The sequence below is a fragment of the Stenotrophomonas sp. 63632_Sma genome (assembly GCF_056482875.1).
Genome location: NZ_CM151220.1, coordinates 3,786,549 through 3,810,955, shown reverse-complemented (window position 1 = coordinate 3,810,955; position 24,407 = coordinate 3,786,549). Strand labels below are relative to the sequence as shown.

The window sequence follows — 24,407 nt, the reverse complement described above, 5'->3', positions numbered from 1 at the left end:
CTACGGGGTGCCGTCGATCGCGCGGTCCAGGCGCCGGTTCAGGTCGGCCAGCGTCTGCTGCAGGGCGACTGCCTGGCGGGCGTTCTCGTCGCGCAGCAGTTGCAGTTCATGGGCCAGGTTCAACGCCGCCAGCACGGCGACGCGGTCGACCGCGGCCATGCGGTTGCTGCCGCGGATTTCGCGCATGCGCGCATCGAGCAGGCGGGCGGCGGCCATCAGGCTATCGCGTTCATCGCCGCCGACACCCACGGTGTATTCACGATCGAGGATGCGGACACTGACCGGTTCGGCGCTCATGTGTGCTGCTCCAGGGATTTGAGCCGGCTGATCATTGCTTCCACCCGCGAGCGTGCCTGCTCGTTCTTGGCCAGCAGCGTGGAACGCTCGGCCACCAGCTGTTCCTGCTGGTGGCGCAGGCTGCGGTTCTCCTCGGCCAGGCGCTGGTTGCGTTCAAGCAACGCTTCCACGCGGGCAGCGAAGTCCTGCAGCTGGGCAAGGGGATCGGCGGGTTCCATACGGGCACGATAGGCAAGCCGGGTAAGGGCGGTCAAGCGTTGTCGCAGCAAGGCCTGACGGTCGCAGAGAGGATGCCGTCGGGTTGCTACACTACGGGGTCTCACGGGCGCGCGCGTGCGCGCCCCGGGTTTCCTTTCCGAACGAGCCGCACGATGACCGAACTTCCCTCCGTCGACGACGTTACCCGCGCCAGCCAGGAATTGGGCCTGGGCGCCACCGCTGTCGAGCTGCACGGCGCACTGTGCGGCTGGCTGGCCGCCGGTGGTGCCCCCGGCAATGATTGGCCGGCGCGTGTGCTGGCCGACGACAACCTGCCGCCGGTGGCCGCCGACAGCGTGCTGGGGCAGCTGCTGCAGGTCACCATCAAGCAACTGGAAGACCGCGATTTCGCCTTCGAACTGCTGCTGACCGATGGCGACGACGTGTCCGCGCAGGCTGATGCCATGTTCAGCTGGACCCGTTCCTTCCTGGGCGGCTTCGGCCTGGGCAGCGGCGGCCGCCGCCCGACCCTGTCCGAAGAGGGCGAAGAAGCGCTGACCGACATGGCCAGCCTGGCGCGTGCCTCCAGCGAGGATTTCGAGGCCGGCGGCGATGACGATGACGAAGCCCTGTCCGAGATCGAGGAATTCATCCGCGTGGCGGTGTTGCTGCTGCACGGTGACGTGGTGCTGGCCTCGCGCCATCGGCAGCGCCTGAACTGATGGACATCAAGCAGCGCACCGGCATCGCGGCCGGCGAATACAAGCGTCGGCGCCGCCAGCTGATGGACATGGCCGGCGAGGATGCGATCCTGGTGCTTCCCGCCGCCGCCGAGAAGGTGCGCAGCCTCGATACCCATTACCCGTTCCGGCAGGATTCGGACTTCCAGTACCTGAGCGGCTTCCCGGAGCCGGAAGCGGTGCTGGTGTTGATCCCGGGCCGCCGCCACGGCGAGGCCATCCTGTTCTGCCGCGAGCGCGATGCCGAGCGCGAGGCCTGGGACGGCAGCCGCGCCGGCCAGGAAGGTGCGGTGGCGCAGTACGGCATGGACGATGCGTACCCGATCGACGATCTGGACGACATCCTGCCGGGCCTGCTGGAAGGGCGTTCGCGCGTCTATTACCACTTCGGTCGCGACGCCGATTTCGACCTGAAGCTGATCGGCTGGGTCAACCGCGTGCGTTCGCAGGTGCGCCACGGCGCGCAGCCGCCGCATGAGTTCCTGGAGCTGGGCCACCTGCTGCATGAGCAGCGCCTGTTCAAGTCCGGCGCCGAAGTGGCGCTGATGCACCACGCCGCGCAGATCAGTGTACGTGCACATCTGGCAGCGATGAAGGCGGCGAAGGCCGGCATCCACGAGTACGAACTGCAGGCGGAGCTGGAACGCGTGTTCCGCGCCAACGACGCGGTGCCGGCCTATTGCAGCATCGTCGGTGCAGGTCGCAACGGCTGCATCCTGCATTACCGCGACAACAACGCACGTTCGCGCGATGGTGAGCTGGTGCTGATCGACGCCGGTGCCGAATACCGCGGCTATGCCAGCGACATCAGCCGCACGTTCCCGGTGAACGGCCGCTTCAGCGCCGAGCAGCGCGCGCTGCACGACCTGGTCGGTGACGCGCAGGCCGCGGCACTGGCCCAGGCCAAGCCGGGCGTGGCCTACGAGATGGGTCACCTGGCGGCGGTGCAGACCCTGACCGAAGGCCTGCTGCGGCTGGGCCTGCTGAAGGGCACGCTGGAAAAGAACCTGTCCGAGGGCCTGTACCAGCGTTTCTACCGGCACAAGACCGGGCACTGGATCGGCATGGACGTGCACGACGTGGGTGACTATCGCCTGGCCGGCGATTCGCGGCTGCTGGAGCCGGGCATGGCGTTCACCATCGAGCCGGGGCTGTATATCGGCGTGGACGATACGACGGTGGAACCGCGCTGGCGCGGTATCGGCATCCGTACCGAGGATGACGTGCTGATCACCGATGACGGGCATCGCGTGCTGACCGAAGGCCTGGCGCGCAGCGCCGACGAGATTGAAGCGGTGATGGCGGGGTAAGGGGTTTCGGCAGGGCTTGCAGCCCTGCACCTGCTGCAATCAACGGCAACGTCAAAAGCCGAAGCGGCATTCCGTGGGAGGGCGGGGCACTGTGGGTTTGCGGGGACGCCGCAAGTACGTCCCTGTAGGCTTGGTCGCCGCATCCATGCGGCTCACACCCCGCAAACCCACAGTGCCCCGCCTTTGACAGGTTCAGGCGGCTGTTGGTGTGTGCCGACCGTTGGTCGGCACATCTGTCAGATATCGAATGAATCCTCCACGCATGGCGTGGATCTACTGGCCACTGCGGCCGTTGGAACGCGCGGCTGTTGGTAGGTGTCGACCTTGGTCGACACAGAGCGAGCGCAGCGAGCGACCCGCTTCTGCTTTTCTTTTTTCTTTTCCGTGGTTGAACGCGGCAGGAAACTGTCAGAGGCGGGGCGGGGTGGGTTCACGGCGTCCCCCGCGAACCCACCCCGCCCCGCCAAGCGCGGCTTTTGACTTCTGCGACCAACCACAAGGGGCTCAGCCGTTCGCCGCCGCAAACACCGGTCGCGTCAGGTTGTCCGCCTCGCCCTCAGTGCAAAGCACTTCGTCTTCGATGCGGATGCCGCCATACGGACGGAAGAAATCCACGCGCTCCCAGTTGATCGCATCGCCATGGCCGGCATCCTTCACTTCATTCAACAGCATGTCGATGAAGTACAGGCCCGGTTCGATGGTCACCACCATGCCCGGTTCCAGCACGCGGGTCAGACGCAGGTACGGGTGGCCCGCCGGGCGCTCGATGCGGCCACCCTCGTCGCTGGCCGCGAAACCGGCCACGTCGTGCACCTGCAGGCCGATCAGGTGACCGATGCCATGCGGGAAGAATGCGGCGCTGACGCCGGTTTCCACTGCGGTCTGCGGCGAGACCTTGATCACGCCGAAGTCCTTCAGCACGCCCATCAGCGAAAGATGTGCGTCCACGTGCAGCTGCTTGTAGTCGAAGCCCGGGCGCACCGCTGCGCACATCTGCTGCTGGGCACCGTCGACGGCGGCGATCATCGCGGCGAACTCGTCGTGGCCCTGCGCGGCGTAGGTGCGGGTGATGTCGCTGGCGTAGCCGTGCGCGCTGGCACCAGCATCGATCAGGAAGCTGCGCAGCGGCTGCGGCGCCTTGCGGCCCAGCTCGGTGTAATGCAGCACGGCGGCATGTTCGTTCAACGCCACGATGTTGCCGTAGGGCAGCTCGTTGGCGTCCTGGCCGACGGCCTGGCAGTACGCCATATGGATGCTGAACTCGTCGGCGCCGTTGCGGAACGCGGCTTCGGCGGCACGGTGGCCGCGCACGCCCAGCACCTGCGCCTGGCGCATCAGCGCGATTTCATACGGCGTCTTGCTGCCGCGGTGCCATTCCAGGTAGTTCACCACCGGCGCCGGGTTGTTCGGCACGTAGTTGCCCAGCGTGCTCTGCGGCTCGCCGAGGATCGCGCAGCGCGACGGGTCGGCCGGCAGCAGGGCCAGCGCCTCTTCGGGCTTGCGGATGATGTGGATGTCGAAGTGCTCCACCCACCAGCCACTCGGTGCGTCCGGTACCACGTGCCAGTAATCGAACGGCTGGTGGAAGATCACCGCCGGACGCTTGCCGGGGGTGAACACGATCCAGCTGTTGGGCACGCGGGTCAGCGGCAGCCAGGCCTTGAACTGCGGATTCACCGCATACGGGTAGTCGCGGTCGTCGAACACCTGGTAGTGCAGGGTGCCGCTGGGCACCACCAGGTGATCGAAGCCGCCGCGGGCCAGCGCCTGTTCGGCGCGTCGGCACAGCACGGCCAGGTGGTCGGGATACAGGGCGCCGGGGTCTTGCTGGATCATTGCGGTGGCTCGACACGGAAAACGGCCCTAGATTCTGCCGCATACCGCGAAAAACCGCTGTGCCGGAACCGGCACTCAGACCGTCGAAACCGGTCCCTCGTCGCTGTCCTCGCCCACCCACTGGCGCAGCAGCTGCCGATGTTCGCGTGACAGGGTCAGGAAGCGGAAGCCGGTCCAGCTCTGGCCGGGTGCATGTGCGGGCTCGCTCCACAGCAGGTGCACGCCCACATCGATGGCCTGCTGACGGCCATCACCCAGCGGCAACGGGAAGCGCAGCTGGTACAACGCATCCTCGCGCAGCGGCACGCTAGCCAGCATCAGCATGCCGGTTTCGGAGACATTGCCGAGGCGCCCGACCACGCACTCGCGCATCTGGTCGGTGACCGGCACCAGGTCCGAGACCTGGCGGCGCGGCGCGCGGCGGGTGTCCTGCGGCGGTACGGCTTTCATGCGGGGGTCTCCTGTGCGCGGCCTGTGGCCAGTGCGCGCAGCGCACCAAGGCTGGCTTCCCAGGCACGGTCGACCAGCCGGCCCTTGTCTTCGGTGACCAGTTGCGCGCGCCCGGCACTGATCTGCCGTGCCAGCGTATCCAGGTCGGTATCGGTGATCTTCTGCCCGCGTGGATTGACGAACAGGGCGTGGCCGGTCAGCAGGCTGTACCAGGACAGGCGCTGGCGGCGCAGCGTGCCATCACCGGTATCGATGTCGAACCAGCTGCCGAACGGCAGCGTGGACAGTTGCTGGTAGGCAGCTTCTTCGGTACTGCTGCGGGGCGTTGCAGGCGCTGTGCCGGTGGGCGCGCCGGCGTGTTCGCCCAGGCGCGCACGTGCCTTCAGGCGGGCACTGAGTTCGGTACGCGAGGTGCTTTCATCCTCGCCGCCGGGCGTGGCCAGCCTGCGCGCGACGGCGGCGGCTTCCTCGGCGTGGTAGCCGACCTGCAGCAGTGCGGCCTCCACGTCCGCTGCCAACGCGGTATCGGTGCCGCCGGGGGCGTCGATGGCCTGTGCGGTGATGGCAGCGATGCGCTCGGTCTGTTGCAGGCGTTCCTGCCACTGTGGCGAATCATCGCCATGGCGCAGGCGGGTGAGGGTCAGTGCATCGGCCCAGGCCTGGCGCAACAGGGTCTGCACGAAGCGCGGTGGCGACTGCGTGTCGCAGCACTGGTCGATCTGTGCGGTGGCCTGGCGACGGGCCAGTTCCAATCGTTCCTTGCCGCGCGCGGCTTCCACGTGGCGGCGCTCGGCCAGTTCGGCACGATGGGCCGCCGCGCGCTGGTGCTGCTGCACGTCTTCGTTGGCAGCGGCGAAGGCTTCCGGCGCGCGTGCATCCTGGCCGAGCAGGCCCTGCACGCTCTGCGCCATGCGCTGCAGCAGCTGCGGATCGACATCGTCGTCGCCCAGCCAGTTGGCACCGACTTCGGCGATCTGGTTGAGCAGCTCACGCGCGGGATGTTCGTCGCGTACGAAGAAGCCCGGGTCGGCCATGGCCGCGCGTGCCAGGGGCACCTGCAGGCGGGCCAGCAGGGCGGCCGGCACCGGATCGGGACGTTGCTGCTGTTGCACCTGCTGCATCAGCATGCGCAGCAGGTCCAGGTTGTCCCGGTCGTGACTGCCCAGCTGGGCCTGCGCACCATGCTCGCTGCGCAGCTGCGCGACCACGGCCGCTTGCAGGTCGGCCACGCCGGTTGCCGCGCTGGACTGAGCCTGCAGACGCGCGAGTACCGCGTCGACTGCCGCACTGGGCACTGCGCCGCTGTCCGCCGGGGCAGGGCTGGCGTGCCGGGCCTGCTGCAGCAGCTCATGCAAAGCACTGCCGGTGGATGTGGTCACGCCCGGCGTGGCGGGGCCGGCTGCACCACCCTCGTGGAAGGCGTCCTGTACCAGGCTGGACCAGGAGCCGGCCGGTGCCGAACCGTTCCAGCCGGTCAGGGGGGCCGCGCTGCGCTTGGCCGGCCGTGTGGTGCGGCCGCCACCCACCGACTGGGTGATGATCCGCCGCGTGCTCGACGAGCGTGCCAGGTAGGGGGTGTAGACCAGCCCCGGCAGTACGCCGGACTGGGCCAGCAGGGCATTGGCACGGTCAAGGATATCGCCCAGCCGTTCCAGCACCTGTCGTTCGAAACTGCGATACAGCGCCAGCTGTACCTCGACGCTCAGCGCGTCCTGTTCGGCAATCCGGCGCACCATCGCGCACAGTGCCTGCGGTGCCAGCGGCAGGGTGTCGGCCTCGAAGGCCGGCGCCGCCGCCAGTACCCCCAGGCGTTGGCCGAGCAGGTTCAGTGTGTTGGTTGAACGCAGGGTTTCGCGCCGCACCATCTCGGTCAGCAGCAGGTCGCGATCCACTTCGTGCTCATCAACCAGCGACAGCCCGAGCATGCCCGGCAGCGCTGGCGGCGTAGCACTGGTGCTGACACCGTTGGCCGGTTCGCGCAACCGTGCGAGGGCGTCGGCAACGGCATCGAGCATGCGGTCGGCGAAGTGGCCAGCGAAGGCGTGCAGCTGTCCACGCTGGGCCATCAGTTCGGCCTGCTGCTGCGGATTGCGTGCGCGATCGGCGTCGTGCAGCAGGGTCTGCTCCAGCGCTTCGACAGTCAGGATCAGGGGCGCGGCCAGCGTCTGCCGGCACAGGCCGATCAGCGCGCCCAGCAGCTCACGTACCCGCGGTGGCAGGTCGCTGGCGGCCAGGCGGTTCTTGTCGGCAGGAGTGATGGAAAAGACAGCTGACATCGGCAGGCGGTATCCGGATTCCCGCGGATCGATCTGGTGAATCTACCGTGTCGGCCGCTGTCGGCGCTACTTTAGGGCGAATGTGCATCCCGTTCGCCAGGCATGGCCCGACCGATGAACGGTAGTGCCGGCCGCTGGCCGGCAATCCGCGCCGATCGAGCTGCAGGCCCGGCGGTGGCACTACCCGCTACTGCAAGACGCTCACTCCTCCAGGAACAGGCTCACCACATCGTTGGTGAAGCGGCGGCCCAGTTCGGTCGGCTGCACATGGCCATCGGTCACGTCCAGCCAGCCGTGCTGCACGGCCTCGGCCAACGGTGCATCCAGCACGCTGCGCGACAGCCCGGTACGCGACTCGAAATCGCGCAGGCCGAAGCCTTCGTGCAGGCGCAGCAGATTCAGCATGTACTCGAAGGGCAGGCGCTCAGGAGCGATTACATCGTCACCCCCGAACGAGGCCGGGGTGCCCGCGCTGTCCAGATAAGCCTGCGGATGCTTCAGCTTCCAGCGTCGCAGCACGTGTTCCTCTGCACCGGAGCTGATCTTGCCGTGCGCGCCGGCACCGATGCCCAGGTAATCGCCGAAGCGCCAGTAGTTTAGGTTGTGCGCGCTCTGCCGGCCAGGGCGTGCGTAGGCGCTCACCTCGTACTGGCCGAAGCCTGCCTGCGCCAGCAGGGCCTGGCAGTGTTCCTGCATGTCCCAGGCGTTGTCTTCATCGGGAATGCCCTGCGGCGGCCGCGCGAAGAACACCGTGTTCGGTTCCAGGGTCAGCTGGTAGTGCGAGATATGCGCCGGCTGCAGCGCGAACGCACGTTCCAGATCGGCCTCGGCACCGGCCAGGGTCTGTTCCGGCAGCGCGTACATCAGGTCGATGTTGAAGTTGTCGTAGCCCGCGTCCTGCGCCATCTTCACCGCGCGCTCGGCTTCGCCACTGTCGTGGATGCGGCCCAGGCGCTTGAGCATGGCGTCGTCGAAACTCTGGATGCCGAAGCTGAGGCGGTTCACGCCGGCTGCGCGGTAGCGGTCGAAACGGCCATGCTCGGCCGTGCCCGGGTTGGTTTCCAGGGTGATTTCGGCGTTGGGCGCGAAGCGCAGGCGCGCGCTGGCCTGCTGCAGGAAGCGGTCGATCGCTTCCGGCGGGAACAGGCTGGGCGTGCCGCCACCGAAGAACACGCTGTGCACCACCCGGCCCCAGACCAGCGGCAGGTCCTGGTCCAGGTCGCGCAGCAGCGCATCGATGTAGGCATCGAACGGCAGTTCGCCCTTGGCCTGGTGCGAATTGAAATCGCAGTACGGGCACTTGCGCACGCACCACGGCAGGTGCACGTACAGCGACAGCGGGGGGGGCACCAGTCGCGGCGGGCTGTCGTGGTCAGCGGAGCAGGCTTCGCCGGGCAGGTGGTTGCAGTGGTCGTGGGCGTGCGGCATGGGCTTCTTCGGTAGTGCCGGCCGCTGGCCGGCTTCCCTGGTTCGATCGGGTTGCGTCAGTACAGCGTCGCCAGCTGCTGCTTGAGCTGCTGCAGGGCAAGGGCACGGTGGCTGATGGCGTTCTTCAGGGCCGGCTCCATCTCCGCGGCGGTCAGGCCGTGGGTGGTATCCAGGAACACCGGGTTGTAGCCGAAACCATTCGTGCCGCGCAGTTCGCGGATGATCTGGCCCTCCCAGCGACCTTCGCAGATCAGCGGCTGCGGATCGGTGGCGTGACGCAGCAGCACGATCACCGCATAGAAGCGGGCGCCGCGCTGGCCATCGGGAACGTCGGCCATCGCCTCCAGCAGCTTGGCGTTGTTGGCCGCGGCATTGGTCGGGTGGCCGGCATAGCGCGCGCTGTAAAGGCCCGGCGCACCGCCGAGGGCATCGACGATCAGGCCGGAATCATCGGCCAGCGCCGGCAGGCCGGTCGCTTCGCAGGCCGCGCGCGCCTTCAGCAGCGCGTTCTCGACGAAGGTCAGGCCGGTTTCTTCCACGTCGCCCAGGCCCAGCTCGGCGGCAGAGGTGATCTGCAGCGGCAGGTCGGCGAGGATCTCCTGCATCTCCACCAGCTTGCCGGCGTTGTGGCTGGCCAGTACCAGTTTCTTCATTGACGGGGCTCCAGCAGGTCCCAGGTGTTGCCATACAGATCGCGGAACACCGCGACCGTTGCATAGGGTTCTTCGCGCGGCGCTTCCAGGAATTCGACCCCGGCGGCCAGCATCGCCGTGTGGTCGCGGTGGAAGTCGTCGGTGTTGAGGAAGAAGGCGACGCGGCCACCGGTCTGGTTGCCGATGCGGCTGCGCTGTTCCTCGTCGCTGGCGCGTGCCAGCAGCAGTGCGGCGGCGCTGCCGTCGGTCGGGCCGACCACCACCCAGCGCTTGTGGCCCTGGTCGATGTCGTCCAGCAGCGCGAAGCCCAGCTTGCCGGTGTACCAGGCAATGGCTTCGTCGTAGTCGGCCACCACCAGCGTGGTCAGGGCAAGACGCCGCTTCATGCCGACAGCGCTGCCTGCTGCGCGTCCAGCAGCTCGCGCACGCCCTTTTCGGCCAGGCCCAGCAGCGCGTCCAGTTCGTCGCGACGGAAGGCATGGCCTTCGGCGGTGCCCTGCAGTTCGATGAAGCCACCGCCGTCGTTCATCACCACGTTCATGTCGGTGTCGCAGTCGCTGTCTTCGGCGTAGTCCAGGTCCAGCACCGGGGTGCCGCGGTACACGCCTACCGATACGGCGGCCACTGCGCCCAGGATCGGGTTGCGCTTGATGTCGCCACGCTTCATCAGCACGTTCACCGCATCGACCAGGGCCACGTAGGCGCCGGTGATGGCGGCGGTGCGGGTGCCGCCGTCGGCCTGCAGCACGTCGCAGTCGAGGGTGATGGTGCGCTCGCCCAGCGCGTTGCGGTCCACGCACGCGCGCAGGCTGCGGCCGATCAGGCGCTGGATCTCCAGGGTGCGGCCGCCCTGCTTGCCACGGGCGGCTTCGCGGTCGCTGCGGGTGTGGGTGGCGCGCGGCAGCATGCCGTACTCGGCGGTCACCCAGCCTTCGCCCTTGCCGCGCAGGAAGCCCGGCACGCGGTTCTCGACGCTGGCGGTGCACAGCACGCGGGTTTCACCGAAGCAGACCAGTACCGAACCTTCGGCGTGGCGGGTGAAGCCGCGTTGGATGACGACCGGGCGGAGCTGGTCGGGCTGGCGGCCGCTGGGGCGGGAATCGGACATGGTGCGGGTTCCGTAATGGCAAGGGAGTACGCCGCCACGCCCGCGGCCTTCACGGGGCGGGCAAGGGGGCTCTGGTGAGGGCGCTAGGGTACCATTCCCCCTTTGCACGCACCGGACACAATCCATGATTCGAAGCATGACCGCCTACGCCGGCGGCGAGCGGGTCACCCCGTGGGGCACGCTGGGCTGCGAGCTGCGCTCGGTCAACCACCGCTTCCTGGAGGTCGGCACCCGCCTGCCCGAGGAACTGCGGGCGCTCGAGCCGCAGTTGCGCGAGCGTATCGCCGCGCGCCTGAGCCGCGGCAAGCTGGATCTGGTGATGCGCCTGCGCGCGCCGGAAGCGGCCGCCAACCTGCAGGTGGACGAGGCCCTGCTGGGCCAGCTGGGCCGCCTGGCGCACCGCCTGACCTCCGATTTCCCCAATCTGCAGGTCAGCTTCACCGATCTGCTGCAGCTGCCGGGCGTCACCCGTGGCGAGGCCACCGATGCCGCCGCCCTGCAGGTCGAGGCACTGGCCCTGCTGGACCAGGTGCTGGATGGCTTCGTCGAGGCCCGTGAGCGCGAAGGCGGCAAGTTGTCCGCGGCCATCAGCGAGCGCGTGGACGGCATCGAACGCATCGCTACCGAAGTGCGCACCTTGATTCCGGCCATTCGCGACGGCCAGCGCGCCAAGCTGGCCGCCCGCCTGGCTGACCTGCCGCACCCGGTCGACCCCGGCCGCGCCGAGCAGGAGCTGGTGCTGTGGCTGCAGAAGCTGGACGTGGATGAAGAGCTGGACCGCCTCGGCAGCCACATCGTCGAGATCCGCCGCGTGCTCAAGCAGCGCGAGCCGGTCGGCCGCCGCCTGGACTTCCTGCTGCAGGAGTTCAACCGCGAAGCCAATACGCTGGGGTCGAAGTCGGTGGACAGCCGTACGTCCAATGCTGCGGTAGAGCTGAAGGTGCTGATCGACCAGATCCGCGAACAGGTGCAGAACATCGAGTGATGTTCTGCGCAATCGCCTGGGAGGATCACAGTCCTTCCAGGTAGTCCCCGGCAATCGCGACGCAGTGGTCGAAGCCTGGCGTGTAGTCCAGCGTGTCGATGGCGTTGAACGCAATCTTCAATGTCGGATGGGGATTGCGGATCTGATCAAGAAACGTTGATCGATGGCGGACCAGCGCGTGCGCGGCGGCCGCCAGCGCGTCCGGCTCGCGTTCGATGACCAGCGCAAGATCGAACAGGTCTCGGGCCGTTGTTCGATGCCCGCGATGGAACATTTTCTTGGCGATGATTTCCGCCGACGTTTCCACGCGTATGCGCTGCCCATCGATCGTCCATTCCTCCCAGGCATCATCGAGAAGATTGGGGGCCGCGACGAAATCCACCTCGCCTTCCTCGAACTGCAGCTTCACCCAGGCGCTGGGATCTTCGCTGTAGTCGCCGGTAAGGCTCGCGGCCACATCGCTCAAGCGGGGAGTAACGAACCCCAGGTACTGGGGATTCGGCACGAAGATGTCGATATCCTTGCTGAGCCGATGCCGATGTCGAAACATCAGTACCGTTCCGCCGCCCAAGGTCCAGAACGGATCGGTGATACCACCGTGGCGCCGGATCTCCCCGATGAGGACAAGCGCCCGGGGCAGCAGCGCCTGCCAGGCGCCGGCCGGCAGTTTGCGGTTCACAACCACAGGTCCTTGCGATGGGCAGAAAGTGTGTTGGCCATCTTCGCCACGTTCCGCCAGATGCGCCGTGGCGGCAGCTGCGCGCCGATTGCAGCTTCCTCGACTGCCATCACCATCATGGAGGGAGGGGCTTCATCCAGCAGGTGCGCCATCTGCGCTGCGTAGGTGGCAGGAACTTCCCCGCTGACCAGCACGCGGGCCAACTCGCCAGCCGTCAGTTCGCTCGCGTAGCTCACGTTCGCAGTTCGTGCGGCCATTTTCAGGCCTTGTTTGCGCTGCCGGTTTTCGGTGGTGGGTGCCGGAACATCCAGGCCGAGCACGGACAACAACTGGCCGACACGATTGACGCCCAGGTCGCTCAGGGTGCCCCCTTCCAGGCCGACCACGGTCTGCCGGGAAAGACCGCTGAGATGAGCCAGTTGGCCTTGCGACAGGCCAAGTTCCTCACGGCGGGCACGAACCGCCTTGCCGATGTCGATCAGGTTCATGGTATGAGTGTCCAATATTTTGGACATAAATCAAGTATCCGGGAGGGACGTGTTGGCAAACCTTCACGTCTCAAACCACCCTGACGCCCGGCACTCCCTCGCTCAAGCGCCCCACCACGGCCGCCTGGCCGAACCCCGCATCGTTGAAGCAGGCCAGCACCGCATCCAACGCTTCCGGCGCACAGGACACCAGCAGGCCGCCGCTGGTCTGCGGGTCGGTCAGCAGTGACTGCCAGTGGGCGGCCAAGCCCTCGGCGAAGCGCACCTCGGCGCCATACGAGGCCCAGTTGCGGTTGGAGGCGCCGGTTACGCAGCCACGTTGCAGCAGGTCCAGGGTCTGCGGCAGCAGCGGCACCTGTGCACTGTCCACCTCGGCGGCCACGCCACTGGCGCGGCACACTTCCAGCAGGTGGCCGAGCAGGCCGAAGCCGGTGACGTCGGTCATGGCATGCACGCCGTCCAGCGCAGCCAGGGGCACGCCCACGGTGTTCAGGCGGGTGGTCGACTCGATCATCTGCTGGTAGCCGTCGGCATCCAGCACTTCCTTCTTCAGTGCTGACGAATACACGCCCACGCCCAACGGCTTGCCCAGCACCAGCACGTCGCCGGCGCGGGCATCAGCATTGCGCTTGAGCCGCTGCGGGTCGAGCACGCCGATCGCGGCCAGGCCGTAGATGGGTTCCACCGAATCGATGCTGTGGCCACCAGCCACCACGATGCCGGCATCAGCGCAGGCGCGTTCGCCGCCCTGCAGGATGCCGCGGATGGTGTCCTGCGGCAGGCTGTTGATCGGCATGCCGACGATGGCCAGCGCGAACAGTGGCCGCGCGCCCATCGCGTACAGGTCCGACAGCGCATTGGTGGCGGCAATGCGGCCGAAGTCGAACGGGTCGTCGACAATCGGCATGAAGAAATCGGTGGTGGCGACGATCGCCTGGTGGTCATCGAGGCGGTACACTGCGGCGTCGTCGCTGGTCTCGCGGCCGACCAGCAGTTCGACCGGTGCCGGAAGCGCTGGAACGCCACGCAGCAGTTCGGTCAGCACGCCGGGCGCGATCTTGCAGCCGCAGCCACCGCCATGCGCGAGAGACGTCAGTCGTTGCGGGGCATCGGCCGTTGAGGGGGCGGGGGGCTGCGCGTGCGTGGCCATGCCGACATCTCCTGCGGAAACACGAATGGCGGAAGGCAGCAGGAGTCGAACCTACCAGGGAACGATCGACGCCCCCTACTGGGTTTGAAGCCCAGCCGCATGCCCGGATGCGCATGCCTTCCGAAAGTACGGCGGTACCGGTGGGCTCAGTCGCGGGCCGCGTTCCACTGCAGGTCGCCGCGCGGCCGATGCTGGTCACCGACGCGTCGAGTGTAGCCAACGCGATTGAAGAACTCCAAGATCTGGATGCTGCGTTTGCGGCCCAGGCCGATGGCATCGCGGAAGGCCGCCGCATCCACCGTGCCGCTGGTCTGTGACAGCTGCGCGACGATAGCAGCGAGTGCCGCAATGCGCGCGGGTGAATAGAACAAGTCCGGTACCACCTGGAACAGTTCACCACGTGCGGCGGCGCGGCGCAGGACCGCGCGGACCTCGTCTTCGGCCAGTCCGGCGTCGGCGGCCAGGGTGCGCACCCACGGTGGATCGAAGCCACCGGCGTGCAGTTGCGGCAGCATGCGTTCCAGCAGGAGACGTTCGCGTTCCGGTGGCGCATGGTCATGGCCGGGCAGGCGCCACCACGCGCCCACGCGCTGCAGCGTGCCATCGGCCAGCAGGTCCTGCAGCAGCGCATTCCACAGGCTGCTCGCCAGTGCGGGCAGGGTGCTGCGCTGGAGGCGTCCGCTGTCGACGCCGGGTTCGTCGGGGCGTCGCTCGTGCCAGCCGCGCAGCGAGGTGATCACCTGCTCGCGCAGTGCTTGCCAGTGCGGTGCGAGGATGATCACCGCGTCATCGCGGGTAGCGATGCGTCGCGCGTCCTCGGGCAGGTCGATGCGGTCGGCAGCGCGTCGGCAATAGCGTTGCAACGCGGTGAGGGGAATGCCGGCAGGTGCCTGCTGCAGCAGCGGGACAACACCGGCACCGGTCGCCAGCTGCTCCAGTGCCCCCAGCCAGGCCAGCCGCGCAGGACTGCGCCGACGCCGCTGCGGAGGATCCGGATCGAGCACGACGCCACCGCCCAGTGTGTGGGTGGCTGCTGAATCACGGGCGATGAAACGATCGCCACACATCGCGCAGACTGGTGCATCGAACACCAGCTGCACCAACTGACCATCGCCGTGGTCGTGGTCTTCCAGCAGCACCACATGGGCCTGCCGGTGCATCGTGCCCCAGTGGATGTGCAGCGGTGACCAGTCGCGCAGTGGCGGCGCCAGTGCGGAAAGTCGCAGGCGCACGTCGACGCGGGTAGTGGCCAGCAGCGCGCGTGGATCGGCAATCCAGTCGCCACGGCGGATGTCGTCGCGGGCGATGGCGGCCAGGTTCAGCGCGCAGCGTTGCCCAGCCATCGCGTGCTCGCTGGCCTGGTTCTGCGCATGGATGCTGCGCACGCGCACGTCGGTGGCGGCTGGCATCAGCTGCAGATGCTCACCCACCGCGGCGATGCCGCCATGTACCGCGCCGGTCACCAGCGTGCCGTGGCCGGCCAGCGAGAACACGCGGTCCACCGGCATGCGGAACAGTTCGCTGCGCAGTTCGGCCTGGCGCGTGCTGGCGTCGTCCGCCGCCCATGCGTGTAGCTGGGTACGCAGTGCGCTGATGCCGGCATCGTCGGGTGCGGTGCTGTTGCAGGCGAACAGAGGAGAATCCTGCAGCGGTGTCGCGGCCAGCAGCGCGGCAATCTCGATCTCGACCCGGGCGAGGCGTGCCGCATCCACACGGTCGATCTTGGTCAGGGCCACCGCACCACGATCCACGCCCAGCAGCTGCAGGATGGCCAGATGCTCGCGGGTCTGTGGCATCACGCCGTCGTCGGCAGCGATCACCAGCAGGGCGACATCGATACCCGTGGCGCCGGCCACCATCGTATGCACGAAACGCTCATGGCCTGGCACGTCGACGAAGCCCAGCGTCGCAGCCGGGCCTTCGGCGTCCCTGCTTTCCACCGGGACATAGGCATAGCCCAGTTCGATCGATATACCGCGCGTTCGCTCTTCCTGCAGGCGATCGGTTTCGATGCCGGTCAGTGCGCGTACCAGGCTGGTTTTGCCATGGTCGATATGCCCGGCGGTGCCGACGATCATGCCTGCAGCGCGCTCCATTGGGCGAGGAAGTCGGCTTCGTCGGCCGGATCCAGGCAGCGCAGGTCCAGCCATAGCGCGTCATCGGCAATGCGGCCCAGCACGGGTCGCGGCAGCTGACGCAAGCGTTTGGCCAGGCGATCCAGTCCGCCACGGCGCGCGCTGGTAATGCGCAGTCCGGCGCTGGCCAGCTGCGCCTGTGGCTGGGCGCCGCTGCCGATCTGGCTCTGCATTGGTGACCGTTCAAGATCGTAGTCGGCCGCGAGCACGGAACGCATCGGCTGCAGCAGGCGCTGAGCCTGCACGTCGAGGTCCTCCTGCGTGCGTGACAGGGTGCGCAGGGTCGGCAGCCGCTGTGCCAGCAGCTCCGGCTCGCGGTACAGGGCCAGCACCGCTTCCAGTGCGGCCAGGCCCATCTTGTCCATGCGCAGTGCCCGCTTCAGCGGGTTGCGGTTGATCCGCGCGATCAGGTCGGCGCGGCCGGCGATGATGCCGGCCTGCGGCCCGCCCAGCAGCTTGTCGCCACTGAACGACACCAGATCGGCGCCGGCCGCCAGCGTTTCCTGCACGGTGGGCTCGTGCGGCAGGCCGAAGGCCGCCAGATCGCACAGGCTGCCACTGCCCAGGTCCACCACAAGCGGCAGGCCGTGCTCGTGCGCGATCGCGGCCATCGCCGCGGTGTCGACCTTGGCGGTGAAGCCGGTGATCGCGTAGTTGCTGGCGTGCACCTCCATCAGCAGCGCGGTGCGCGTGCCGATGGCATTGGCGAAGTCAGCCGGATGGGTACGGTTGGTGGTGCCGACTTCCAGCAGCCGCGCACCGGCACTGCGCATCACGTCGGGAATGCGGAAGGCGCCACCGATCTCCACCAGCTCGCCGCGTGACACCACCACGTCGCGGCGGTTGGCCAGGCTGTTGAGCAGCAGCAGGACCGCCGCGGCATTGTTGTTGACCACAGTGGCGGCTTCAGCGCCGGTCAGTTCGCAGATCAATGCCTGCACCCGTGCATCGCGGTCGCCGCGACGGCCGCGGCTGATGTCGAATTCAAGATCCACCGGCGCGGTCATCGCGCGGGTGACCGCGTGCACGGCGGCATCCGGCAGCAAGGCGCGGCCGAGATTGGTGTGCAGCACGGTGCCGGTCAGATTGAACATCGGCTGCAGATCCTGCCGTGCGTCAGCGGCCAGTGCGGCCTCGACTGCTGCCACCAGCGCCGGGCCGTCAACCGCTTCCTGCAGCTGCGTGGCCGAGAGCTGGCCGGCGCTGATACGGTCGCGCAGCACCTGCAGGTGCGAACGCAGCAGCTGGGTGATACGGCTGCGGCCGTGGCCCTCGATCAGTGCTGCCAGGGCAGGCAGACGCAGCAACCGGTCCAGCGAGGGCAGGGCGGAAATCGATGCCGGGGTGGGGGGCGCGGCTGTCATCGCCTCACTCGCCGTCGGATTGCCACAGCAGCGGATTCTGGCTGGCACGCGCATAGCCCTCCTCTGCCAGCAGCAGATCCAGCGCCAGCGTGCCGAGGTCATCGGCCACCGGCTCCAGCGACGGGTCTTTTTCCAGATACAGGATCTTGCGGTAGCTGTGGCAGTGGTCGCAGGTCTCGGCACGGACCGCGCTCTCGCGCACCGCCTCGCCGCTGTCGCCGTCCACATCGGCCAGGGCGCGATAGGCGATGTCCTTGCCGGCCGCACCACACTGGCTGCACTGCACGCGTACGTAGTGCCACTGGCAGGCACACAGCGAGCACGACAGGTAGCGGTAGGAGGCATAGGGCGGCCGCGCCTGCACCACGCTGACCACCGGCAGGGTGCCGCACAGCGGGCACAGCCCCGGTGCATCGGCCAGCGGCTTCAGCTCGGTGGGGCGGAAGCTGTCCGCCAGCACCGCCCAGTAGACCTGCAGCGCGTTCATCACCAGCAGCGCAGCCACCGCATCCACCGACGGCGCGTCATCACGCTCCAGCACCGCATGCGCCTGCGCATCCAGCCACCCGTCATCGGCAGCAGCAACGCGCTGCAGTTCCTGGCGGGTTTCCGCCGGCAGGCCGGCTTCTTCAGCGCAGTGTTGGCATAGCGTGCGCAGCCAGCCGCGCCAACAGCCATCCAGCTGAAGTGTGTTGGTCGGCCGCAACGGCATCCCGGCGCCGGCCGCCGCATTCGATTGCTGTGCACGCGCCTGTGCCTGAAGTTCCTCGCGTTGCTGCGGTGTCAGATCCTCCAGCAGCGCCTGCTGCGCATCGGCCAACGCCGCCAGCAGCTGCAGGTAACCACCGATGGCACTGTGTGCAGCCAGACTGCGCAGGCGGTCCGCACGTCCGGCAAACAGCGACGCGGTATCGGGCAGGATGATGCGCGGAACATCGCGCGAGGCCAGCGTCTCGATCTCACCGGGTTCAAGGATGCGTTGCGCCATGCAGGGCCAGCCAGAAGAACCAGGCTCCATCCTCGCCGTTGTCGACGCTGGCGTCCAGCGTGTTCCAGGCAAAGCAGTCGAGCAAAGCAGTCGAGCATGGCTCGACTCTACAAAAAAGCCGGTTTCGATCATTGCCGTGTTCATCGTGTCGACCAAGGTCGACACCCACCAAAAGCACCGGGGACCTGTCGAGGGGGACCGGACCCACCCCGCCATCCCTCAGGAAACCCGCTCTTGACGTTGATGTTGACGTTGATCCAGCGGGTGCAGGGCCGCAGGCCCTGCCGCTACCCCTCTTCCCGCCGTCCGCGCAGGATGTCCCGGAACCACTGCCGGTGATGCTTGTACGCCCACCCGTAGGTCACCTTGCCCTGGGTCATCGCCCGCACCGAGCCCTTGATCCAGATCGCGGCATAGATGTGCACCACGATCGCGCACACCAGCACCCAGCCGAACAGCGCATGGGCCAGCACCGAGAAGCGGATCAGCCCGATCGGGAAGAAGTGGCTGAAGTACTGCCGCCAGATCACGAAGCCGGTCAGCAGCAGCGCCGACAGGCAACCGATGATCGCCCAGAACAGCAGCTTCTGGCCGGCATTGAAGCGACCCACCGGTGGCAGCTTCTCGTCCTCGTTGCGCAGTACATCGCGCATGCCGCGCATCCACTTGCCATCGTCGGCGGTCGGCAGATTGTCGCGCCACATGCGGAACGCCAGCAGCGCAAAGCCGACGACCATGGCCAGGCCGATGAACGGGTGCAGGATGCGCGTCCATGGCCCACCGCCAAACAACTGGGTCAGCGGGAACAGGGCAGGGTGGAACAACGCCAATCCGGACAGCGCGGTCAACACGAAGCAGATCGCCACAATCCAGTGATTGATGCGGGTCGGCGCGCGGTAGCGGATGATCTGCCGCGGGTGCGGGGCGTACTTCATGGCCGCTGCTCCTCTTCGATCTTCTTCGCCTCGTGCTCGGCTTCCTCTTCTTCCTCGTCATTGACCGTGTTGCGGCCGATGCCGATGTAATGCAGGAAGCCGGCGAAGGCGGTAGCGGCAATCGCCAGCACGCCCAGCGGCTTGGCCACGCCCTTCCACACCTCCACCATCGGGCTGATGCGCGGGTCCTTCGGCAGGTCGGCATACAGTTCCGGCTTGTCCACGTGCTGCAGCACGTACATCACATGGGTGCCGCCCACACCCTGCGGGTCGTACAGGCCGGCGTTCTCGTAGCCGCGCGATTTCAGGTCTTCCACGCGTCCCGCCGCGTGCTCGGTCATCGCCTGCTTGCTGCCGAAGGTGATCGCGCCGGTCGGGCAGGTCTTCACGCAGGCCGGTTCCTGGCCCACCGCCACCCGGTCCGAGCACAGCGTGCACTTGTAGGCCTTGTGGTCCTTCTTGGAGATGCGCGGCACGTCGAACGGGCAACCGGTCACGCAGTAGCCGCAGCCGATGCAGTTCTCTTCCTGGAAGTCGACGATGCCGTTGGCGTACTGGATGATCGCGCCCGGCGACGGGCAGGCCTTCAGGCAGCCCGGATCGCTGCAGTGCATGCAGCCTTCCTTGCGGATCAGCCACTCCAGCTTGCCCTTCTCGTCCTCGTACTCGCGGAACTTCATCACCGTCCACGACTGTTCGCTCAGGTCGGGCGGGTTGTCGTAGCTGCCAACGCAGCTGCCGACCTCGTCGCGCAGATCATTCCACTCCATGCAGGCGACCTGGCAGGCCTTGCAGCCGATGCACTTGCTCACATCGATCAGCTTGGCGACCTGGCCGGTATGCGCGCCACGCGCCTCCGGCGAAGGCGTGGTGGTGGCCGAGCGGCGGATGATGTCCAGGGATTGCAGTGACATGGCGTGTCTCCTACACCTTCTCGACCTTGACCAGGATGCACTTCGATTCGGGCGTCTGCGAGTTGCCGTCACCGATGGCGTTGGTCAGCGTATTGGCGATGTATCCGGGCTTGGCCGCACCGAGGAAGCCCCAGTGGATCGGCACGCCCACCTGGTGCACGGTTTTGCCATCAATCTGCAGGGCCTTGATGCGCTTGGTCACCATCGCCACCGCTTCGATGTGGCCGCGCTTGGAACTGACCCGCACGCGGCTGCCGTTGTTGATGCCCAGCTCGTCGGCCAGGGCCGCGCCGATCTCGACGAACTGCTCGGGCTGGATGATGGCGTTGAGCTTGCCGTGCTTGGTCCAGAAGTGGAAATGCTCGGTCAGCCGGTAAGTGGTGGCTACATGCGGGAACTCATCCGGCGAACCGATCTGTGCGCGATCGCTGGCGAACACGCGGGCCGCCGGGTTGTTCAGCGTCAGTGCCTGGCCGGGGCTGAGCGGGTTGCTGCGCAGCGGTGTATCGAACGGTTCGTAGTGCTCCGGGAACGGGCCCTCGGCCATGCCGGCCTTGGCGAAGAAGCGGGCGATGCCTTCCGGATTCATGATGAACGGGCCCATGCCCCCGGCGGGATCTTCATCCGCCTTGAAGTCCGGCACGTCCACGCTGCCCCAGTCTTTCCCGTTCCAGGCCAGCAGCGTGCGGCGCGGATCGAACGGTTGGCCGGCCACGTCGCACGAGGCGCGGTTGTACATCACGCGGCGATTGGCCGGCCATGCCCAGGCCCAGCCCAGCGTGTTGCCGATGCCGGTGGGGTCGCTGTTGTCACGTCGCGCCATCATGTTGCCGGTCGGGCCCCAGGCGCCGATGTAGATCCAGCAACCGGAGGAGGTGCTGCCGTCGTCGCGCAGGTCGCCGAATGCCGCCAGCTGCTCGCCGGCCTTGCGCACCAGCTTGGTCGGGTCCTTCGGATCGAACACGTCGGCCAGTGCCTTGCCGTTGTATTCCATCGCCAGTTCTTCCGGCGTCGGCAGTTCCGGGTTGGAGTACTTCCAGGCCAGGTCGCGCACCGGCTCCCACCACGCACCGCCGTCCTTCTCGTACATCGCCTTGATGCGATGGAACAGCTCGGACATGATCTCGATGTCGCTGCGCGCTTCGCCCGGCGGATTGGCCCCCTTCCAGTGCCACTGCAGCCAGCGCGAGGAGTTCACCACTGCACCGTTCTCCTCTGCGAAGGAGGTGGTCGGCAAGCGGAATACTTCGGTCTGGATCGCACTGGGATCAACATCGTTCAGTGCGCCGTGGTTCTGCCAGAACGCGATGGTCTCGGTTTCCAGCGGGTCCATGCTGACCATGAACTTCAGCTTGGAGAACGCGCTGATCAGCTTGCCCTTGTTCGGCGCCGAGGCCAGCGGGTTGAAGCCCTGGCAGATGTAGCCGTGGATCTTGCCCTCGTTCATCAGCTCGTACGCCTGCAGCATGTCGTACGGCTTGTCGAGCTTGGGCAGATGGTCGAAGCACCAGTTGTTGTCGGCGGTAGCGGCGTCGCCCCACCACGACTTCATCAGGCTGACATGGAACTTCGGGTAGTTCTGCCAGAACGACATCTGGTTGGCGCGCAGCGGCTTCTGCGTGCGCTTGGCGATGTAGGCGTCGTAGTCCTGCTCGTCCTGTTTCGGCAGCGTCAGGTAGCCGGGCAGCAGGTCGGACATCAGGCCGATGTCGGTCAGGCCCTGGATGTTGGAATGCCCGCGCAAGGCGTTCATGCCACCGCCGGCCACGCCGATGTTGCCCAGCAGCAGCTGCACCATGGTGCCGGCACGCACGTTCTGCGCACCGATCGAATGCTGCGTCCAGCCCAGCGCGTACAGGATGGTCATCGCCTTGTCCTTGCCGGCGGTGGACGCGATCATCTCCCAGACCTGGCGGATGCTGTCCGCCGGCGTCCCGCAGATGCGTTCGACCATCTCCACGGTGTAGCGCGCGTAGTGCTGCTTGAGCAGGGTGTAGACGCAGCGCGGGTCCTTCAGCGTCGGGTCGCTGCGCACGAAGCCGTCGTCACCGTAGGCGTAGTCCCAGCTGGAACGGTCGTAGCTGCGCTTCTCCTCGTTGTAGCCCGAATACAGGCCGTCCTTGAAGGCGAACTCGTCCTTCACCAGGAACGACATGTCGGTGTAGTTCAGCACGTACTCGTGCTGGATGCGGTCCTCGGTCAACAGGTAGTTGATCAGACCGCCCAGGAACACGATGTCGGTGCCGGTACGGATCGGCGCATACACGTCGGCCACCGCGGCCGAGCGGTTGAAGCGCGGATCGACCACGATCAGCCGGGCCTTGTTGTGTGCCTTGGCCTCGGTCACCCATTTGAACCCGCACGGGTGTGCCTCGGCGGCATTGCCACCCATGATCAGGATCAGGTCGGCATTCTTGATGTCGACCCAGTGATTCGTCATCGCACCACGGCCTAGCGTCGGGGCAAGACCTGCCACCGTCGGGCCGTGTCAGACACGTGCCTGGTTGTCGAATGCCAACATGCCAAGGGAGCGGACGACCTTGTGGGTCAGCACCGCGGTTTCATTGCTGGTCGCCGAGGCGGCCAGCATGCCGGTGGTCAGCCAGCGGTTGACCGTCTGCCCGGCCTCGTTCTTCTGCACGAAGTTGGCATCGCGGTCTTCCTTCATCAGCCGCGCGATGCGGTCCAGCGCATCGTCCCAGCTCAGCCGCTTCCACTCGTTCGAGCCCGGCGCGCGGTACTCGGGGTAGAGCAGGCGCGACTTGCTGTGGATGATGTCGGCCAGGCCGGCACCCTTCGGGCACAGCGTGCCGCGGTTGACCGGATGGTCCGGGTCACCCTCGATATGGAAGATGCTCGGCTCGGCGTTCTTGGCGCCATCGCCGAGGCTGTACATCAGGATGCCGCAGGCCACCGAACAATACGTACAGGTGTTGCGGGTCTCGGTCGCGCGGGTCAGCTTGTACTGCCTGACCTCCGCGAGCGCGATGCCGGGCGCGAAGCCCATCAATGCCAGGCTGGAGCCGACCAGGGTTGTCCCGGTCACTTTCAGGAACTGGCGGCGGCTCATCGATGGCATGCCGTTCTCCTGGGATGGCGGGGAGGCGCAGGCCTCCGGGCTGTCGTTGGGTACGGCCCGGTTATAGCACAGGCCCCCGCACGCCCATGTGGCACAAGGCCCGGCGCCTGCCGGACGGGCGCGCAACGCGGCCGCTCTGGTAAAGTTGCGTGCCCGCCCCCCGGGGAAGCGTCTGCCGGGCCTGGTTCCAAGATGTTCCGCGCAGCCCCCGCCGTCCTGGCGCGATCCTCCGCGCCGGATCTGGAACACCGAGGAAAAATTTTGCGAAATCAACCCGTTGGATCCCCCGCATGAGCGCCCCGTCGAAGCCGTCGGACGCCGTTGCGCGCGGCACGCTGTACATCGTTGCCGCCCCGTCCGGCGCCGGCAAGAGCAGCATCGTCAATGCCACCCTGGCGCGTGACCCGCAGATCGCCCTGTCGATCTCCTTCACCTCGCGCGCGATGCGCCCGGGTGAAGTGAATGGCCAGCACTACCATTTCGTCTCTGCGGAGAAGTTCGAGGAAATGATCGCCGCCGGCGACTTCTTCGAGCATGCCTGGGTGCACGGCGACTGGAAGGGCACCGCCCGCCAGTCGGTGGAACCGCAGCTGGCCGCCGGCCAGGACGTGCTGCTGGAGATCGACTGGCAGGGCGCGCAGCAGGTGCGCCAGCTGGTGCCGGGCACGGTCACCGTGTTCATCCTGCCGCCGTCCAAGCAGGCCCTGCAGGACCGCATGCGCAAGCGCGGCCAGGACAGCGAGGCGGTCATCGCCCAGCGCCTGGGCGCAGCCCGTGACGAGATGCTGCACTTCAACGAGTTCGACTACGTCATCGTCAACGAGGTGTTTGACACCGCCGTGGACGAGCTGTGCGCCATCTTCACCGCCAGCCGCCTGCGCCGGGAGGCCCAGAAGGTCCGCCACGCAGGCCTGATCCAGGCCTTGTTGACCCCCGATCCGGGCGCAACTGACTGATTCCAAAAGAATCGGGTAGGGGTTGGCTTGATTTTGTCCAGCCCCTGCCAGTACACTCCGTCCCCTTTCCCTCATTCGACTGAGCGGCCGACCGGTCGCCGGGAGCCCGTATGGCCCGCATCACCGTAGAAGATTGCCTGGAAGTCGTTAACAACCGTTTCGAACTGGTCATGATGGCTTCCAAGCGTGCCCGCCAGCTCGCCAACGGCGTGCAGGCCACGCTGGACAACAGCGAGACCGAGGACAAGCCGACCGTGCTGGCGCTGCGCGAAATCGCCGCCCGCAAGATCGACAACGCGCTGATCGACGAAGTCGAGAAGGCCGAGCGTGAGCGCGCCGAGCGCGAAGCGCTGGAGTGGGCTGCCGCGGAAGTGGTCGCCGACGAAGACATGTCCAAGAACGACGATTGATCGCATCGATCAACGTAATCGTTGGATG

Annotated in this window: 24 protein-coding genes and 1 tRNA gene; 6 read left to right on the top strand and 19 right to left on the bottom strand. The window is 67.1% G+C overall.

Annotated features, from left to right (window positions below):
- Complete coding sequence (locus ACZK45_RS17695; protein ID WP_005410899.1) at positions 1–297, bottom strand: cell division protein ZapA; 297 nt, start codon at positions 295–297, stop codon at positions 1–3.
- Positions 294–515, bottom strand: coding sequence for a TIGR02449 family protein (locus ACZK45_RS17690; RefSeq protein ID WP_005410898.1), 222 nt, complete (start codon positions 513–515; stop codon positions 294–296). Before ACZK45_RS17690 ends, ACZK45_RS17695 begins: the two co-directional genes overlap by 4 nt.
- 153 nt (positions 516–668) lie before the next feature.
- On the opposite strand from ACZK45_RS17690, the gene ACZK45_RS17685 reads away from it, so the two are divergent.
- Both ACZK45_RS17685 and ACZK45_RS17680 read left to right on the top strand, forming a co-directional pair.
- Positions 669–1,217, top strand: a complete 549-nt coding sequence (locus ACZK45_RS17685) for a YecA/YgfB family protein (RefSeq protein WP_478445016.1) — start codon at positions 669–671, stop codon at positions 1,215–1,217.
- 5 nt (positions 1,218–1,222) lie between these two features.
- Positions 1,223–2,545 carry an aminopeptidase P N-terminal domain-containing protein gene (locus ACZK45_RS17680; RefSeq protein ID WP_478445895.1) on the top strand — a complete coding sequence of 441 codons (1,323 nt, stop codon included), beginning with the start codon at positions 1,223–1,225 and terminating at the stop codon, positions 2,543–2,545.
- A gap of 504 nt (positions 2,546–3,049) precedes the next feature.
- Here the strand turns inward: ACZK45_RS17680 and pepQ are convergent.
- The 7 genes from pepQ to rph all read right to left on the bottom strand — a co-directional run bounded on the left by pepQ (position 3,050) and on the right by rph (position 10,296).
- A complete protein-coding gene (gene pepQ / locus ACZK45_RS17675; protein WP_346485465.1) occupies positions 3,050–4,381 on the bottom strand; it encodes a Xaa-Pro dipeptidase in 1,332 nt (443 codons plus the stop codon).
- Positions 4,382–4,456: 75 nt separating this feature from the next.
- A complete protein-coding gene (locus ACZK45_RS17670) occupies positions 4,457–4,831 on the bottom strand; it encodes a PilZ domain-containing protein (RefSeq protein WP_032130391.1) in 375 nt (124 codons plus the stop codon).
- Positions 4,828–7,107, bottom strand: coding sequence for a DUF1631 family protein (locus ACZK45_RS17665; RefSeq protein WP_478445015.1), 2,280 nt, complete (start codon positions 7,105–7,107; stop codon positions 4,828–4,830). Before ACZK45_RS17665 ends, ACZK45_RS17670 begins: the two co-directional genes overlap by 4 nt.
- Positions 7,108–7,308: 201 nt before the next feature.
- Positions 7,309–8,535, bottom strand: a complete 1,227-nt coding sequence (hemW, locus tag ACZK45_RS17660; protein WP_478445014.1) for a radical SAM family heme chaperone HemW — start codon at positions 8,533–8,535, stop codon at positions 7,309–7,311.
- Positions 8,536–8,591: 56 nt separating this feature from the next.
- Complete coding sequence (rdgB, locus tag ACZK45_RS17655; RefSeq protein WP_049461728.1) at positions 8,592–9,188, bottom strand: RdgB/HAM1 family non-canonical purine NTP pyrophosphatase; 597 nt, start codon at positions 9,186–9,188, stop codon at positions 8,592–8,594.
- Positions 9,185–9,574: a VOC family protein gene (locus tag ACZK45_RS17650; protein WP_478445013.1), complete on the bottom strand. Its 390-nt coding sequence runs from the start codon at positions 9,572–9,574 to the stop codon at positions 9,185–9,187. Before ACZK45_RS17650 ends, rdgB begins: the two co-directional genes overlap by 4 nt.
- Complete coding sequence (gene rph / locus ACZK45_RS17645; RefSeq protein ID WP_012512000.1) at positions 9,571–10,296, bottom strand: ribonuclease PH; 726 nt, start codon at positions 10,294–10,296, stop codon at positions 9,571–9,573. Before rph ends, ACZK45_RS17650 begins: the two co-directional genes overlap by 4 nt.
- Positions 10,297–10,420: 124 nt before the next feature.
- Between rph and ACZK45_RS17640 the strand changes: the two genes are divergently transcribed.
- A complete protein-coding gene (locus ACZK45_RS17640; RefSeq protein WP_019661992.1) occupies positions 10,421–11,281 on the top strand; it encodes a YicC/YloC family endoribonuclease in 861 nt (286 codons plus the stop codon).
- A gap of 25 nt (positions 11,282–11,306) precedes the next feature.
- On the opposite strand, the gene ACZK45_RS17635 is transcribed toward ACZK45_RS17640, so the two are convergent.
- The 7 genes from ACZK45_RS17635 to fdhE form a co-directional block, all read right to left on the bottom strand.
- Positions 11,307–11,960, bottom strand: a complete 654-nt coding sequence (locus ACZK45_RS17635) for a nucleotidyl transferase AbiEii/AbiGii toxin family protein (RefSeq protein ID WP_478445012.1) — start codon at positions 11,958–11,960, stop codon at positions 11,307–11,309.
- Positions 11,957–12,448, bottom strand: a complete 492-nt coding sequence (locus tag ACZK45_RS17630) for a helix-turn-helix domain-containing protein (RefSeq protein WP_049400724.1) — start codon at positions 12,446–12,448, stop codon at positions 11,957–11,959. The genes ACZK45_RS17635 and ACZK45_RS17630 overlap by 4 nt, the downstream gene beginning before the upstream one ends.
- Before the next feature lie 70 nt (positions 12,449–12,518).
- A complete protein-coding gene (gene selD / locus ACZK45_RS17625) occupies positions 12,519–13,598 on the bottom strand; it encodes a selenide, water dikinase SelD (protein WP_478445011.1) in 1,080 nt (359 codons plus the stop codon).
- A gap of 26 nt (positions 13,599–13,624) precedes the next feature.
- Positions 13,625–13,720, bottom strand: a tRNA-Sec gene (locus ACZK45_RS17620).
- A 24-nt stretch (positions 13,721–13,744) separates the two neighbouring features.
- Positions 13,745–15,676 (bottom strand): selenocysteine-specific translation elongation factor, encoded by a 1,932-nt coding sequence (gene selB, locus ACZK45_RS17615; protein ID WP_478445010.1) that lies wholly within the window; start codon positions 15,674–15,676, stop codon positions 13,745–13,747.
- Positions 15,673–17,097: an L-seryl-tRNA(Sec) selenium transferase gene (gene selA / locus ACZK45_RS17610; RefSeq protein WP_478445009.1), complete on the bottom strand. Its 1,425-nt coding sequence runs from the start codon at positions 17,095–17,097 to the stop codon at positions 15,673–15,675. The genes selB and selA overlap by 4 nt, the downstream gene beginning before the upstream one ends.
- Positions 17,098–17,101: 4 nt before the next feature.
- Positions 17,102–18,085, bottom strand: a complete 984-nt coding sequence (fdhE, locus tag ACZK45_RS17605; RefSeq protein WP_125894084.1) for a formate dehydrogenase accessory protein FdhE — start codon at positions 18,083–18,085, stop codon at positions 17,102–17,104.
- Here fdhE and ACZK45_RS17600 point away from each other — a divergent pair.
- Positions 18,084–18,323: a hypothetical protein gene (locus tag ACZK45_RS17600; RefSeq protein WP_478445008.1), complete on the top strand. Its 240-nt coding sequence runs from the start codon at positions 18,084–18,086 to the stop codon at positions 18,321–18,323. The two genes, fdhE and ACZK45_RS17600, sit on opposite strands and share 2 nt — an antisense overlap.
- Before the next feature lie 49 nt (positions 18,324–18,372).
- On the opposite strand, the gene ACZK45_RS17595 is transcribed toward ACZK45_RS17600, so the two are convergent.
- From ACZK45_RS17595 to fdnG, 3 genes are read right to left on the bottom strand one after another with little or no spacing between them, the layout of a single operon-like run.
- Complete coding sequence (locus ACZK45_RS17595; RefSeq protein ID WP_049461733.1) at positions 18,373–19,020, bottom strand: formate dehydrogenase subunit gamma; 648 nt, start codon at positions 19,018–19,020, stop codon at positions 18,373–18,375.
- Positions 19,017–19,934: a formate dehydrogenase subunit beta gene (gene fdxH / locus ACZK45_RS17590; protein WP_012481154.1), complete on the bottom strand. Its 918-nt coding sequence runs from the start codon at positions 19,932–19,934 to the stop codon at positions 19,017–19,019. Before fdxH ends, ACZK45_RS17595 begins: the two co-directional genes overlap by 4 nt.
- A 10-nt stretch (positions 19,935–19,944) precedes the next feature.
- Positions 19,945–23,013 carry a formate dehydrogenase-N subunit alpha gene (fdnG, locus tag ACZK45_RS17585; protein ID WP_478445007.1) on the bottom strand — a complete coding sequence of 1,023 codons (3,069 nt, stop codon included), beginning with the start codon at positions 23,011–23,013 and terminating at the stop codon, positions 19,945–19,947.
- A 290-nt stretch (positions 23,014–23,303) separates the two neighbouring features.
- On the opposite strand from fdnG, the gene gmk reads away from it, so the two are divergent.
- Together gmk and rpoZ are read left to right on the top strand one after the other, a co-directional pair.
- On the top strand, positions 23,304–23,969 hold the full coding sequence (gene gmk / locus ACZK45_RS17580; protein WP_014038334.1) for a guanylate kinase: 666 nt from the start codon (positions 23,304–23,306) through the stop codon (positions 23,967–23,969).
- 110 nt (positions 23,970–24,079) lie between these two features.
- Positions 24,080–24,379, top strand: a complete 300-nt coding sequence (gene rpoZ, locus ACZK45_RS17575; RefSeq protein ID WP_005410877.1) for a DNA-directed RNA polymerase subunit omega — start codon at positions 24,080–24,082, stop codon at positions 24,377–24,379.
- The last annotated feature ends 28 nt before the right edge of the window (positions 24,380–24,407 follow it).